The following is a 14,365-nucleotide window of genomic DNA, read 5'->3' as shown; positions in this document are numbered from 1 at the left end:
TATGGATAGAGAGAGCGCGGGCGTGTGCGGTCAGGGGTTCGCCGGCGCCGGTGCGGCGTCGGGCACCGCATCGCGTTCGGGATAGAAGCCGAGCGCAGCGACCTGATCGCTGAACTCCTGCAGCTTGTTCTCCAGCCGCACGCGATAGAGTCCGGTCAGCGGTTCGGTCGCGGCCATCCTTTTGCCGAGGCCCATTTTTTCATAATCGGCGATGATCGCGTCGCCGAGTTCGCGCAGTTCGCGGTTCTTTTCCGCCGCGATCGAGATCGCCCTGCGGCTCGCCTCGATCTGGCCGGTGGAGCTGCGCGCGGCGGCAACCTCGGCCTCCATCGCGCGCATCTTTTCGGACATCTCGCGCAGCTGCTCGTTGCGCTGCTTGAGCGTCGTGATCAGCTGTTCGGCCTGCGCGGGCGCGATGCAACCGGCAGGAACCGAACTTTCCTGCGCGTGCGTGGCGGGTGCGATAGCGAGCGCCAGAAGCGGCAGGGCCATGAAGTGATTTTTCATCACGATATTCCTCAAAATTTCGCGTTCAGGTCGAGCATGAAGACATCGGTATCGATCGGCGGGGCCGCGATGCCGGTGGCGGGATCGACAAGGTCAATGGTGCGCGCCGAGAGCCACGAACCGGTGAGCCAGAAATTCTTGGCGAGGCCCCAGCTTCCGCGCACGACGAAGCCCTTCTGGTCGGTGCCGCCGAGGCCAAAATCGGAGTCGGTGAACAGGTCGAGCGTCGCATCGGCCTCGATCCGCCGGTAGCCGGCGCTGAGGCTCCACGCATTGGCCTCGGCGATCTCGCGGTGGCCGATCGACAGCTGCGCATTCCACGCCATGTCGCCGCTCGACGCGGGGACGCGCCGGTCGTCGAGATCGTCGCGGTCGAAGGCGAAGTTCTTGAGCACTTCGAAATCAAGCGTCCCCATCAGGGTGGGATTGATATCGAACTCGGCGCGCGCGGTGGCCGCGCCGACGCGGTATTTCGATGCGAGGCCGAATTTGACGGTGTTCACGACGCCGCCGTCCTGGCGCAGGTTGAAGACCGAGTTGCCGAACTGGACGCGGTCGGGCGCCGTATAGTCGTTGTCGCGCAGGCCCTGCGTATTATACTGGCCCTGGACGTTCGCGAATTCGTAGAGCGAGACCCCCGCCTTGAAGCGCAGCCCTTTGGCCGGCGTGGTCTTCACGCCAAGCTGGCCTGCGAAGAGGAATTTGTCGTTGCCGGTGAAATCCCATTCCTCGAGCGGGAAGGCGCCGCCGGTCAGGAAGACGCTGGGCGCCGCGTCGTCGTCGCCGAGGCGGGTTTCGAGCGTGGCCGCCGCACCTTCGAATTGCAGGTCGCGATCGAACATCAGCTCGGTCGAGAAGAAGGGGTTGTCGAACTTGCCGAGGATGAGGTTGCTGCCAGCGAGGCGACCGTCCTTGTCGAACGGGCGCACGCGGATATAGGCGCGATCGAGCCCGACCATGAACTTGTCGAAATTGCCGGTCAGCGACTCGTTCGTCGAGACAGGGTCGCTCGGGTTGCCGGTGACGAAGCGCAGACCCACATCGACCTTGTCGGACACCTTCGCATCGATACCGAAGCGGGCGCGGACACGAGCGCGCTGGCGATTTTCGGTCGTTGCGCGCAGCGGCAGCACATCATCGACGAAATAGCCGCCGTCGGCGTTGATCGTATTGATGTCATAGATCAGCGGCGTGTTGCTCTGACCGAAGCCGACATGCTCGCCACGCACCCGCACATCGCCCGAGAAGCGGAAGCGGTCGAGCCACTCGGGAAGCGCGCCGGGCTGGGCCCAGCCTTCCTGCTTGGCGGTCGCGACGACCTCCTTCTTCACTTCATCGCGGATCTGGTTGCGCACCGCCTCGGGCACATAGGGGACGCGGACGACACCGCTGTTCGCCTCGGCGCGCTTGCGGGCTTCCGAAAGCACCGAATTGGCATCATCGCGCGACAGGACGCCCTTTTCGACGAGCACGTCGAGAATATCGAGTGTCGACGGATCGGTGGGGCGGTCCTGTGCGGCGGCGCCTTGCGGAATCGCGGCCAGCGCGGCCAGCGCAGCGGTTGCGGCCAGGAGAGTCGATTTATGGTTATGGCTACGCATCGTTGATGTTCCCTGTTCGTTGGTCATGGGTTTCATGCCTGATTGAGTTGAAGAGTGATCTGGTTGGGGACGCCCGCCGGCGGCGGGGTTTCGATCCGGTTCAGGCCACGCAGCGCCTGCATCAGTTCGGCCTCGAGATCGGCCGGACGGACGCCCGAGAGCCCCAGGATTTCGAGCTGCCCCGACCCCGACACACGAACGCGGACGCGGAACTGGAAGCTCGCTTGGGCGAGGTTCGGCCGCTTGCGCAATTGCCGCATCAACGCGCGCTGGACGAGTTCGGCATAGGCGCGCGACGCGCCGGCGCCGCCCTTGCCGGTGCCGCCGATCATCGGGCCCGTGCCAGTGCCGCCCTGCCCGCGCGCGCCGCCGGTGAAGGCGCCGCTGTCGCTGGTCGGATCCTGCAGCAGACTCGACAGATCGCCGGCCGGCGGGTTGGTGCTCGCCGGTTGCGGCTGCGAGGGCGGGTCGGGCTGGACCGCCTGCGCGGTCTCGGCGACCTTCTCCACCTCCTCGGGCGGCTGTTCGGCAAGCTCGGGCGGCGACGGAGGTGGTGGCGGCGGGACGGCGAGATCGAACATCTCGACCTCTTCGTCACGGACGCGTTCCTCGACCTTGTCGAGACCGGCGAGCCACCAGGCGGCGAGGAGCAGCGCCAGTATCAGCGCGGCCGGTCCGGCCGCCTGTCGCATGTCGGGCATCTTTCGGAGCGATGGGAGAGCGGTCATGGCCGGTCCGATACCCCGCTCAGCCCGCGGGCTTTTCGGCGGGCAAGCCGATCTTGGTGATACCGACGCCCTTCAGTACGTCGAGAACCTCGACCACCTTGCCGTAAGCCGCCTGCGTGTCGCCGCGAATGACCACCGGAACCTCGGGGTCCTCGGCGAAGCGCTGTTGCATCTCCGCCTCCAGCTCCGCCGTCGTCGTCGGCGCGCCGTTGAGATAGAGGTCGCCGGTCGATGCCACGCTGATCGCCTGCGTCTGCGAGGCTTCCAGCGTCTGGCGGTTCGACGCCTGCGGCAGGTCAAGTTCGATGCCTGCCACTTGAGCGGTCGCCATCAGGATGAAGATGACGATCAGCACATAGGCCAGGTCGAGCATCGGAACGACGTTGATCTCGTCGTAAATGGCGTCTTCGTCTTGAACTTTAGCCATGAGCCCGGCTCCTTAAGCGCCATATTCTTCGGCAATCCGCGCGACGAGAGCGTCGGCGAACGAGCGATTGGCGGCGTTGATGCGCTTGATCCGGGTGACGATCAGATTGTATCCGAACAGCGCCGGGATCGCGACGGCGAGGCCGGCGGCGGTGGCGAGCAGCGCCGCGGCGACGCCCGGTGCGATCGCGTTCACATTGACGTTCCCCTGCGCCGCTATTGCCGCGAAGGTGATCATCACGCCGACCACGGTGCCGAGCAGGCCGAGGAACGGGCCGCCCGCGATCGACAGCGTCAGGATGACGAGCTTGTCGGAGAGGCTGTAAGCCTGGTTCGACGACACGGCGTCGATGCGGGCCTTCAGCGCCTCGATCGCCGGACCGGTGAAGCGTGCACGTCCGGCCTGCGAGCGGTTGGCGACTTCCAGCAGACCCGCCTGATAGAGCTGCGACAGCGTTGAACTGGGGGTCTTTTCGGCATGCTGGCCAAGCGCGGCGCCGTCGATTTGCGCTTCCGTGGCATAGGCCTTTTCGAACTGGCCGTTTTCGGTTTCGATCCGCTTCAGCAGGCGGAATTTCTGGATCATGACGCGGATCGCGAGCACCAGCAGGATGCCGCACAGCGCGATGACGAGCCAGCCTTCGATCGTCACACTCTTAACGACGGTGACGAAATAGCCGACCTCGAAATGCCCGCTGCGTTCCTGTTCGGCGCCGAAGGTGACGAGGCCGCGGCCGTTATCCGAGCGGGCGACCGCCTGAACATAGCCCACGCTGCGGTCGGCGGCGGCGAAGCGCAGATTGTCGATCTGGCCGGCGAAGCCCTGGCCAACGACGATGTCGCCCTGCTGCGCGGGAAGCGCGGCGCTGCCGGCACCCGCCGGAGTCCCGTTGACGAAAAGTTCGGCGCGGCCATCGCTGCGCACGACGAGTGCGACATGGTTCCAGGCGCCCGGCTTCAAGGCGGCCGTCGACGGGATTTGCGCGCCGCCGACGGTCGCGACAGGCGTCAGTCCGGCGAGCGCGATCGAGAAGGAGCCGGCGCGGTCGACAAGGCTGCCATTGCCCGCGGCGCCCGGCTTGACCCACAGCATGAAGGTGAACGGACGGCCGCCGATGTTCAGACTGCTCGACCCCGCAACACGCAGCACCTCCTTGCCGCTGAACGCCGCCGACTGACCGGCGAAGCCCGCCGCGGTCGGGACGGTCGAGACGCTGTTATTGTTGCGCGTGCGATCCTTGACCGGCGAGCCCGAGAAATCGAGCGCGAGGATTTCCGACGCGTCAAACACGCCCGCCGGATTGGCAGTCGAGGCGACGTCGCCGCCATAATAGAGGTGATAGGTCTGGCTCGATGCGGGATCGAGGCCGACGCCCTTCACCCACACCGTCGCGAGCCCCGCCTTGGGGTCGAAATTCTCGACATAATGGTCGACGCGTTCGCCCTTGGGGCCTGCGACACGCAGGTCTGAGCCGTCGGGCTTCACGTCATCGAACGCAAAGGTCTGGGTCGAGAGCCGGAGAACGAAAGGAAAGGTCGCGGTCTTGGCGTCGAGGCCGGCGCCATCGGCGCCCGGCTTGACGACAATCTCCTTGCGCACCGACAGATTGTCGTCGAGCCACGCGGCCTCTTGTGTCTGCGCCGATGCCGTTCCCGACATGGAAAACAGGCCGATCGCAGCCGCGACCGCACCGAAAATCAGTTTCTTCATGGGTATTTCCTCAGTATTTCAGGCCGACTTTGAAGTGCGCGCGCAGGCCGCCAAGATCGTCTTGGACAGGCTGCCCCGACTTCGTCGGATCCGATCGAAATTGATAAGCAAGGTCGAGTTGACCGTAGAAAATCTTGTAGACATCGAACCGGGTCGTCAGGCCGGCGCTGCCAAGCCAGAAGGACGATTTTTCTTCGGGAAGCGGGCTTTCGATCCAGGCGTGGCCGCCCTCCAGAAAGGCCGCGACGCGCAAGTCGACCTTGCCGTCCGAATTGGTCGGGACCTTGTATCCCAGCTCGAGCGAGAGGCGCGCGCCGCTGTCGCCCAGCACTTCGGCTTCGCGATAGCCGCGGATGCTGCCGACCCCGCCGAGCACGAACTGCTCGTTCGAAATCAGCGGCGCGGGAGCCAGTTGCCAGTCGAGCGCCGCGCGCAGGTCGACATCCTTGGCCAGCTGGCGATTATAAACACCGCTACCATAGAAATAGATGAAGCTGGCCTCCGCGCCCGCGCGCTTGCCGACCGATTCCTCGTTGACGTTCGGGGTCAGAGGATTGTCGGGAACATAGCCGAATTCGCGCTGGCGGCCGACCAGCCCGTCGAAGCCGAAGGTCGCGCCGATGCTGAATTCGCCGTTCGATTTCGTGTTGCCACCCAGCCAGCGATATTGCGCAGTGAAGGGCAAGTAAGCGACCGGCGTGTCGAAGGTCAGCGTTTTGCCGGTCTCCGGGTCAACGAGCCCGATCTGGTCGAGATAATCCTTGTAATCGACGCCGAACAAAAGCGACTGGACCGTGCCCTGCGGCGAATTGCCAAGGGTCCGCATGAAGCGCGCGCCGACGGTCAAGCCGTTACCGAGCACAGTCAGCCCGCCGACAGTCGCGACATCGGTGTTCGAATTAACGATATAGCCGAGCAGGCTCGACCGGCTGTAGCCGAGCGGCGCGTAATAGGAGGCCGACACGACCTGGACCTGATTGAAATCCTCGGGCGCCGTCTGGAAGAAGATGTTGGCGCTGTGCCCCGCCTGCCAGAGATTGTCGTAGTTGGCCGACAGGTTGAGGCGAAAGCGCTCGGTTGACCGGTTATACTGGTCGTTGACCTCGACCGACGCGCCCCACGGCTTTTTGTCCTCGATCGCCAGATCGACGTCGACCGTGCCCGGAGCAGCCCCCGCCTTGAACTCGGGCGTGATCGTCCGCGTCGTGCGCGCGTTCGCGGACGAAAGCTCTTCCTGCAGCGCCGGTACATTGGGAACGGTTCCGGGTTTGAGGCTGGGCACCGCGCCGCGAACCTCGCTCGGCAGCACGAAATCGGCGCCCGTCACACGAACGCGCCCAACCTTCCCCTCGGTCACTGTCAGCTCAAGGATACCCGAGCTGACGTCCTGCTGCGGGATTTCGACAACCACGGTCGCATAGCCGCGGTCGCGATAGACTTTTTCCAGCGCCACCCGGGCGACCTCGACGTCAGGAACGCTTTTGCCATAGCCCGCGTGCGGCATCAGCACGGTCTGGATGTCGGCAGCCGTCAGCACCGAATTGCCGCGCACGACATATTCCATGACATCGAAACGGAATTCCTCCGCCCCCGGCTGCGCGGCGTCGCCGGCAACCTCGTCCTGCGCCGCCGCCGAATTGGCGGCACAGAGCGCCAGGATACTCGCCGCCGCCATCCATCCGCGTGAGCGACGAAAAACGCCCCGCTCTTCCGTAAACATTTTTCTAGCCATCGCAGTGCAGCGCCCCCGGGTAAGCCGAATCAGTCAGCCCGATTCTCTCTCGATGAACGCTCCGCTAAGGAGTGACTGTTACACTGAAAATACTAACCTTTTTAAGTAGATAGTTGTGGAAACACACAGCACAAAAGGCCCGGATCAATATTGATCCGAGCCAGTTTGTGGACGCATATTATTCAGTGTATCTGTTTTCTATATTCTATCGGGTCGACGCGAGCGGCTTTCTGAAGCCTGGTCACGGCCACCCGACCAAGACGCATCCAGAACCGCGAAACGCATGATCGCGTCCGCCCGGCTGCGGACGTTCAGCTTCTCTCTTATCCCCCGGAAGTGGAATTTCACCGTCTCCTCGACGATGTCCAGCAGCGCACCGATGGCACTGTTCGTCAGCCCCTGTGCGGCAAGCTCGAGGATTTCAATCTCCCGCCGCGTCAACGGCGTGCTGCCGCGAATGAGCGAAAGCCGTTCGATCGTGCGCACGGTCAGCACGGTGGCCGCGAAAAACAGATCGAGAAAAGACGGTGGCAAGCTTTCGAATACCGACGGTGGCGCAATGACATCCGCGATGGCAACGCGTCCGCCGCGCCCCCATACGGCCACACTCGCCCCCGCTTCGATCCCCGCCTTGCGCAAATGAGCCATCATGTCCCTTGCGACCGACGATCTTTCGCCGCGCCATTCGGAACTGTCCCAGACAAAGGGTTCGATCGATCGCCGCGCGAACCGCCGGATCGGATCGCGCCCGTCAAAGCCGATGTCGCGCAGACGATCGGACGTTTCGCTCGCCAGCGTCGACCATTGAACCGCCTGATTGGCAAGGTCGCCCGGCGGAATGAACGTCAGGATCAGATCGGACAGGCCATGTTCCCGAAGGAAGCCGGCGAGCAGGTCGAACGCTTCCTTGCGCGTACACACCTGCCCCAGCCGCCCCGACAGCGCGGGAAGCCCGGCGTCGAGCCTTTTCAGCGGTTCCAAGGCAAGACATGCACTCATTTCGTCCCCTTCGTTCCAATGACGTTCGGGAATGGGGAAATGCGAAATCTTTTTTTTGCGCGCTCGAACGGCCGCATCAATTTCGCAGGATCGCGATCCCTCCGGGAAGCCGCGTCACTTTCATGCCAAGCGACCGGGCAATATGATCGACGGCAAAATCCGCACGCTCCAAATGGATGACCCCGCTGATCCGGACGTCGTTCCGGCTTCCCAGAAGATAGACCCGGCCCGGCCGATAGCGATTGAGCTCGGCGACCACTTCGCCCGCCGGACGATCCTTGAACAGGAACAGGTCGCGTTGCCAGGCGGCGGCGCTCTCGGCGACATCCCGCGGCGTCGGCTGCACAGCGCCCCCCCGGAAATCGAAGCTGGCCCCGGCGTCGATCGTCGCACGGCCTTCGGAAGAGACCACCTCAATCTGCCCCTCAAGGCATGCGACGCGCATCAGGCCGTCATCCATCCGCATCGAAAAGCGCGCAACCTGCGCCCGGACTTCAACATCCTTCGCCGTCGCGATCAGCTGTCGGCCAGGGTCGCACATCGCCGCAATCAGCGCCTCGCCGCGCGAAAGCTCGACCCGCGGCGCGGCTACGTCTGCCCAAAAAAGCAGCCGCGAATCGGTGTTCAGCTCGGCGCTGACTTCGGGCTCGAGCCGAAGGAGCCGGCGCTCGCCCTTGCCCGTTCGATATTCCCGTGCACCCGCCGGAACGGGAGTCGCCAAAGGCACGAGCCCCACCGCCACGACCGCAGCCATGGCGACTCCGCCGCCAAGGAACCAGCGGCGCGACAGGCCTTGATGCGCCACCGGCAAAGCGGTGCCGCCCGCCAGCGCCGGCCCCAGCTGTTCCCACATGCGGACCGCCTGACGGAACGCGCCTTCATTTTCTTCATTCTTTGCACGCCACGACCGCAGCATATCGACGTCGCTCTGCGTCGCCTCACCCGACTTCAGGCGCACGACCCAGCTACGCGCCATCGCGTCCCGGTCAGGCCATCTCCCCAGTTCATTGTCATCAGGCGTCGTCAAAGCGAATTGGTCCTTCAATGACGAGACGGTTTCTGCTGGCCATAAGCGAAATCCTCTCGTTCACTCTTCTTCAGATATTCGGCGCAATGGTCGAGCGCACATCGCAGTTCCATCTCGATGGTGCGCGTCGTCACGCCCATCTCCGCAGCGATTTCGCGGCACGACCGCTCGTGCATGCGGACCGCGATCAGCACCATGCGCCGTCGTTCGGTCAGGGCGGCGATCGCGGCTTCGAGCTGCCCGATCGCTTCACGATCTTCCGCCGTACGCGCAGCCGACGGCGCCGGATCGGGAATGTCGAGCGCCGCTTCGACCTGCTCCGCCAGCGAATGCCGGCTTGCCGAGCGCCGAAGGTCCGAAGCGGCGTTCAGCGTGAGGCGGAATAAATAAGCGGGCGCGTTGCGGACCAGATAGCTTTTTTCGGTTGTGCGCAGTTTGACATAAACTTCATTGAGCGCCTCGTCGGCAAGATCGGCAGAGCCGAGACGGCGCCGCAACCGCTCCCGGAAATCGGGATAGAGTTGCATGAAGCGCTGCAAAAGAGCGGGCGTATCCATGGGCTAGCGGGGCGGCGGGGATGGGCGCACCGGCACTCAGCCCTGAACCTGGAAGTCGATCGGCACATCGACCTCGATCGGCGCGACCAGTTCACCCGGCACCTGCGGCAAGGGCTCCGACCGCCACAGCGCCGCGAGCGCCTTTTCACCGATCAGGCTGTTCGGCGAGCGCAGCACGCGCGCATCGACGACGCGCCCATCGCGCGCAACCCTGAACCGCAGCACGACCAGCCCGGCGTCGTTCCGGCCTATGCGATCGCCGCGGCGCCGGCTGTGCGCCGCAATATGCTTGCGCAAAATGGTGCCATAGGCGGACTTGCCTGCCCCGGTAAGCGGATCATCCGCAAGCAAACTCGCCAGTTCGGCGTCGAATTCCGCATTCCCTGCGGCAGGAGCGTTGCCGGCCCCCTTCGTCCGGATCGCCAGATCGCTTTCCTCCTGCGTGAAGGGCAGTTCGCGGACCTCGGGAACCCCGCCACCCGCGCGCGAAGTGCCCGCCGCGGTTTCGGGTGCCAGAAGTTCGACCGTCAGCGGCTCTCCGTTCTCCACTTCCCGCGATCCGGCCGCGCCATTACCGATATGGGCGAGACTGAAGAAAATAATCCCCGCCACGTGAAGACATATGGAAAGCGCAATTGCGGGGCCATACCCGCGGCCGTCCGACACGCTCCGCCCACCACATGCATCGATCTCGAACACCCCGATCATTGCGCGACGATCCGCAGCCCGACTGGCTGGGGCATATTCGCGGGCGGCGGCGAGCCAACCACCATACCGTCGAGGAGCCTGCGCGCCGTGCCGAGCGCCTCCTCGTTGCTCCCTGCGCCAAAGCCGTCGAGACCGACGATGCGCCCGTCCGCCGACAGCCAGACATAGAGCGTGAAATCATAGGATCGCGCACCCAATTCACTGGATCGGCGCAACAGCGCGAGGCTCGCTCCCAACAGCTTTTCGCCATACCAGCGATATTCGTCGCTATTGGCACGAAAAGCGGAGGTCAGGACGTCAATCTCGTCGAGCGACATGTCAGGGGGCGCCTGGTGCGCAACCGACTCGAGGATAAGAGCATCGGGACGCGTGAACCGCGGCACCAGCCCACTCCCCTCCAGCATCTGCATCAACGCCTCATACGCCGTCCGCGCCTCGTGGACGGCGCCCGTCCGCTTCCCTTCGACCAGCTCTTCGGCAACGATGACATCATAGCCGTTGCGCTTGCCGAACTGGCGCAGCGCATCGGCCAAGGGCTGCCCGGCGGCGACGCCCCAGTCATCCTGTTTCCCGCGCGCGGCCGCAGGCTCCACCGCCAGCGCCTGCGACAGCAAGGCCAGTGACAGAATGAAGGCGCGCAGCACCCCGTCGCCGAAATATCTCGTCTGCCCCATTTGGCTTGATCGACCCCGCGCAGTGACCGTCGCGATTTGGGGGCAGTTGGCCCGCCAGCATTGCAGTTTGGTGACGATCGCGCATGCTCACGCCAAAACGACCGCTATTGTGCAGAAGCCGTCGTGGCGAAAAGGATGGTGAAAAGGTCGAAATTTCCACCTCAAGAGCGCCCATGCCCCCGGTTGGGGCAAGCCGATGCCGCACGGCACTGGCCACCATCAATGCCGCGCGCGCGGACACACGACCGCTCGAGAGATGGAACTTCTGACAAATGTGGGAGCAGGAGGAGGCGGTTCTTCTAGAAAAGCATTTATTTCAATGTTTTAGAAGAAAATTCTGGATGCCCCGCGAGGATTCGAACCTCGATAGGCGGTATCAGAAACCGCAGTCTTACCATTAGACGACAGGGCACCAGAGGCGGGCCCAATATGATTGCACGGGTCCGCTGTCAAGGCCGCTGAGACGAGATCCGGCTCTGGCCGCATCAGCGGCCTTGCCCTCGCCCATTTCGCCGCTAGCATCGCGGACAATGACAAAGGGGGACTGCGCGCCGCGCAGGACACCCCGCAAGGAGGTGGGTTGATGCGTCATGTCGCCATCGTCGGGTCCGGCCCGGCGGGATATTATACCGCCGAAACATTGCAAAAGGCGGATGATATCGCCGTCGACGTCATCGACCGCCTGCCCGTTCCCTATGGCCTGATTCGCACCGGGGTCGCCCCCGATCACCAATCGATCAAGGCGGTGTCGCGCCGCTACGAGGGTGTCGCGCTGACCGACAATGTCCGCTTCGTCGGCCATGTCTCGGTCGGCACCGACGTGACGATCGACGAGCTGGTCGATCTTTACGACGCAGTGATTCTCGCGACCGGCGCGCCGAACGACCGGCCTCTGGACATCCCCGGCGCCACCCTTCCGGGCGTGATCGGGAGCGCCGCCTTCGTCGGCTGGTATAATGGCCACCCCGATTTCGCCGACCTCAACCCGCCACTCGATGCTGCGGGGGTCGCAGTGATTGGCAATGGCAATGTCGCCCTCGATGTCGCGCGCATCCTCGCCAAAACCCCCGCCGAATTCGCCGGCAGCGACATCGTCGCCCACGCCCGCGATGCCTTGTCGCAAAGCGCGGTGCGCCATATCCACATCCTCGGCCGCCGCGGCCCGCACCAGATTGCGATGACACCGAAGGAGCTGGGCGAGTTGGGTCATCTCGAACGCGCGAGCCCCCGCGTCGACCCCGCCGACCTGCCCCCCGAGGGCGACGACGCGCTGCTCGAACCCGGGATGCGCAAGTCGGTCAGCCATTTACGCAGCTTTTCGGCGAATCCCGTCGCCAGACCGGTAACGATCGATTTCGACTTCTTCGCCATGCCGATCTCGATCGAAGGCGCCGAAGAAGGCCGTGTCCAGCGCATCATCGTCGAGAAGACCGCACTCGACGCCGAGCTGCGCTCGATCCCGACCGGTGAGACCTATGCGATCGAGGCCGGGCTGGTGATCAGCTGCATCGGCTATCAGACCCCGCCGATCCCCGGCGTACCGTATGAGCATGGCCGCGGGCGGTTCGCCAACACCGACGGGCGCATCCTGCCCGGACTCTATTGCGTCGGCTGGGCACGACGCGGACCTTCGGGAACGATCGGGACGAACAAGCCCGACGGCGCGCGGGTCGGCGAAATGGTCATCGAAGACATCGGCCGCGGCGCGGGCAAGGCGGGACGTCCGGGGCTCGACGCGCTGCTCGCGAGCCGCAACATCACCCCGGTGACCTTCCGCGACTGGCGCCGGATCGAAGAAGCCGAAATCGCCGCCGCGGTCGACGGCAATCCGCGCGAGAAATTCGTGACCATCGAGGCGATGCTCGAAGCCATCGGACGGTGAATCCCGGCATCTGGCGCACCGGCCTGCGCTGGTTGCTCGCCGTCGCCTATGGCTATGCCGGCTACCGCCATCTCGCGACGCCCGCGCCCTTCGTCGCGATCACTCCGCCGTGGGTTCCGATGCCCGCAAGCGTCGTCGCGGCAACCGGCATCGCCGAGATCGCCGGCGCGATCGGGCTGACAGTCCCGCATACGCGCAAGGCGGCAGGCTGGGGCCTCGCGCTCTATGCGCTCTGCGTCTGGCCTGCCAATTTCCACCATGCGTTCGCAGGGGTCGCGATTGGCGGTCAGACGCTCGGCTGGTGGTATCATGGCCCGCGCCTTGCCGCGCAGCCGCTGATCATCTGGTGGGCGCTCTGGGCGAGCGGCGCTGCGAAATGGCCGTTCGGAAACAGGGACACACCCAACGTCCGTTCGTCCTGAGCTTGTCGAAGGACGGTCCTTCACCCACCCCACAGAAAAATACGGTGCTTCGACAAGCTCGGCACAAACGGAAACAGGGAAAGCGCTATTTCACCACCGGCGTCTCGATCGGCGGCGTCCCCTTCTGGCTCGCCGAAACGGCCTCGACCGCTTTCAGCACGCGCAACATATTGCCGCTCGCAATCTTCTCCAGCTCGGCCTGAGTATAACCGCGCCGCGCGAGTTCGACGAACAGCGCCGGATAGCCCGTGACATCCTCCATTCCGACCGGCCCCGAATCCATGCCGTCATAATCGCCGCCGAGCCCGATATGGTCGACCCCGATCGTCTTGCGGATATGGTCAATATGGTCGGCGAGCTTGCCGACGCCTGCTTTGGGCGCCGGGTTCGCCGACTCCCATGCCTTGAGCTTCGCGTCCACGGCCGCGGGATCGCCCGGATAGAGCGCCTTCAGCCGCGCCTGCTCGCCCGTCCGCGCGGCGCCGCGCGCCATCACATCGGCGTCGAGGAACGCAGGAAGGAAAACGACCATGATGACACCGCCATTGGCCTTGACCAGCGGCAGCACGCTGTCGGGAACATTGCGCGCAAAATCATTGATCGCGCGCACCCCAGAATGGCTGAACATCACCGGCGCCTTCGACGTTTCCAGCGCGTCCTTCATCGTCGCTTCGCTGACGTGGCTCAAGTCGACGATCATCCCGATGCGGTTCATCTCGCGCACCACCTGACGTCCGAAATCGGTCAGGCCATCGTGCGCGGGCGCGTCGGTCGCCGAATCCGCCCAGGGCGTATTCTTGCCGTGGGTCAGCGTCATGTAGCGCACGCCCAGTTCGTGCATCTCGCGCAAGACCGCGAGGCTCGATCCGATCGACTGGCCGCCCTCGATCCCCAGCATCCCGGCGACCTTGCCCGCCTTCATTTGCGCCTGAAGCTCGGTAGAGTTGCGCGCCAGCGTCAGGTCGGCGGGGTAACGCGCGATCAGCCGCTTCGCGACGTCGATCTGCTCGAGCGTCTGCTGGATCGCCTGCGGTTCGTTGCTGTTCGACGGCACATAGACCGACCAGAATTGCGCCCCGACGCGCCCCTTGCGCAGCCGGTTGAGGTCGGTGTGCATCGCGATCTCGGGCGGCGATGCGTCGGGCTTGGCGGTGTCGGTCGTATCCTGGAAATCGAAATCATTGATGACATTGCCGACATGGTCGCGCAGCGCCCACGGCACGTCATTATGCCCGTCAAACACCGGCGCGCGCTTGAGCGCCGCTTCGGCGACCGCCTCGGGCGATTTTTGCGCGGTGGCGGGGGTGGCGACGAGGGCGAAGGCGGCAATGCCGGCGAGCAGGTGCGACGTTTTCATGGGAGCAGAACCTAACCGCTTGATAGAAGCGCGC

At 64.5% G+C, this 14,365-nt stretch carries 14 protein-coding genes and 1 tRNA gene; 2 read left to right on the top strand and 13 right to left on the bottom strand.

Annotation, left to right across the window (positions count from 1 at the left end; genetic code table 11):
* Positions 1–30: 30 nt before the first annotated feature.
* From AC1RRJ_RS13360 to AC1RRJ_RS13305, 12 genes are all read right to left on the bottom strand, one after another.
* On the bottom strand, positions 31–507 hold the full coding sequence (locus AC1RRJ_RS13360) for a hypothetical protein (RefSeq protein ID WP_493123468.1): 477 nt from the start codon (positions 505–507) through the stop codon (positions 31–33).
* Positions 508–518: 11 nt separating this feature from the next.
* Positions 519–2,108: a putative porin gene (locus AC1RRJ_RS13355; RefSeq protein WP_493123466.1), complete on the bottom strand. Its 1,590-nt coding sequence runs from the start codon at positions 2,106–2,108 to the stop codon at positions 519–521.
* 32 nt (positions 2,109–2,140) lie between these two features.
* Positions 2,141–2,836: a hypothetical protein gene (locus tag AC1RRJ_RS13350; protein ID WP_493123464.1), complete on the bottom strand. Its 696-nt coding sequence runs from the start codon at positions 2,834–2,836 to the stop codon at positions 2,141–2,143.
* A gap of 19 nt (positions 2,837–2,855) precedes the next feature.
* On the bottom strand, positions 2,856–3,263 hold the full coding sequence (locus AC1RRJ_RS13345) for an ExbD/TolR family protein (protein ID WP_493123462.1): 408 nt from the start codon (positions 3,261–3,263) through the stop codon (positions 2,856–2,858).
* Positions 3,264–3,275: 12 nt separating this feature from the next.
* Positions 3,276–4,973 (bottom strand): DUF2341 domain-containing protein, encoded by a 1,698-nt coding sequence (locus tag AC1RRJ_RS13340; RefSeq protein WP_493123460.1) that lies wholly within the window; start codon positions 4,971–4,973, stop codon positions 3,276–3,278.
* A 10-nt stretch (positions 4,974–4,983) separates the two neighbouring features.
* The gene (locus AC1RRJ_RS13335) at positions 4,984–6,648 is read right to left on the bottom strand and encodes a ShlB/FhaC/HecB family hemolysin secretion/activation protein (RefSeq protein WP_493123458.1); all 1,665 of its coding nucleotides are present in this window, start codon (positions 6,646–6,648) and stop codon (positions 4,984–4,986) included.
* 255 nt (positions 6,649–6,903) lie between these two features.
* Positions 6,904–7,704, bottom strand: a complete 801-nt coding sequence (locus AC1RRJ_RS13330) for a helix-turn-helix transcriptional regulator (protein WP_493123456.1) — start codon at positions 7,702–7,704, stop codon at positions 6,904–6,906.
* Positions 7,705–7,780: 76 nt separating this feature from the next.
* Positions 7,781–8,680: a FecR family protein gene (locus tag AC1RRJ_RS13325; RefSeq protein WP_493123454.1), complete on the bottom strand. Its 900-nt coding sequence runs from the start codon at positions 8,678–8,680 to the stop codon at positions 7,781–7,783.
* Between the two features lie 65 nt (positions 8,681–8,745).
* Positions 8,746–9,288, bottom strand: a complete 543-nt coding sequence (locus AC1RRJ_RS13320) for an RNA polymerase sigma factor (RefSeq protein WP_493123452.1) — start codon at positions 9,286–9,288, stop codon at positions 8,746–8,748.
* A gap of 36 nt (positions 9,289–9,324) precedes the next feature.
* Positions 9,325–9,900 (bottom strand): energy transducer TonB family protein, encoded by a 576-nt coding sequence (locus tag AC1RRJ_RS13315; protein ID WP_493123450.1) that lies wholly within the window; start codon positions 9,898–9,900, stop codon positions 9,325–9,327.
* 92 nt (positions 9,901–9,992) lie between these two features.
* Entirely contained in the window at positions 9,993–10,670 is a 678-nt protein-coding gene (locus AC1RRJ_RS13310) for an STN domain-containing protein (RefSeq protein ID WP_493123448.1), read from the bottom strand.
* A gap of 338 nt (positions 10,671–11,008) precedes the next feature.
* Positions 11,009–11,082: transfer RNA gene (locus tag AC1RRJ_RS13305), tRNA-Gln, on the bottom strand.
* A gap of 171 nt (positions 11,083–11,253) precedes the next feature.
* On the opposite strand from AC1RRJ_RS13305, the gene AC1RRJ_RS13300 reads away from it, so the two are divergent.
* Complete coding sequence (locus AC1RRJ_RS13300; protein ID WP_493123446.1) at positions 11,254–12,552, top strand: FAD-dependent oxidoreductase; 1,299 nt, start codon at positions 11,254–11,256, stop codon at positions 12,550–12,552.
* Complete coding sequence (locus AC1RRJ_RS13295) at positions 12,549–12,974, top strand: DoxX family protein (protein WP_493123444.1); 426 nt, start codon at positions 12,549–12,551, stop codon at positions 12,972–12,974. The genes AC1RRJ_RS13300 and AC1RRJ_RS13295 overlap by 4 nt, the downstream gene beginning before the upstream one ends.
* Positions 12,975–13,059: 85 nt before the next feature.
* Here the strand turns inward: AC1RRJ_RS13295 and AC1RRJ_RS13290 are convergent, their stop codons facing one another.
* Positions 13,060–14,331: a dipeptidase gene (locus AC1RRJ_RS13290; RefSeq protein ID WP_493123442.1), complete on the bottom strand. Its 1,272-nt coding sequence runs from the start codon at positions 14,329–14,331 to the stop codon at positions 13,060–13,062.
* Positions 14,332–14,365: the final 34 nt, after the last annotated feature.

The sequence above is a fragment of the Sphingopyxis sp. GW821-FHT12C06 genome (assembly GCF_058807415.1).
This window is presented reverse-complemented; position numbering and strand designations above follow the sequence as displayed.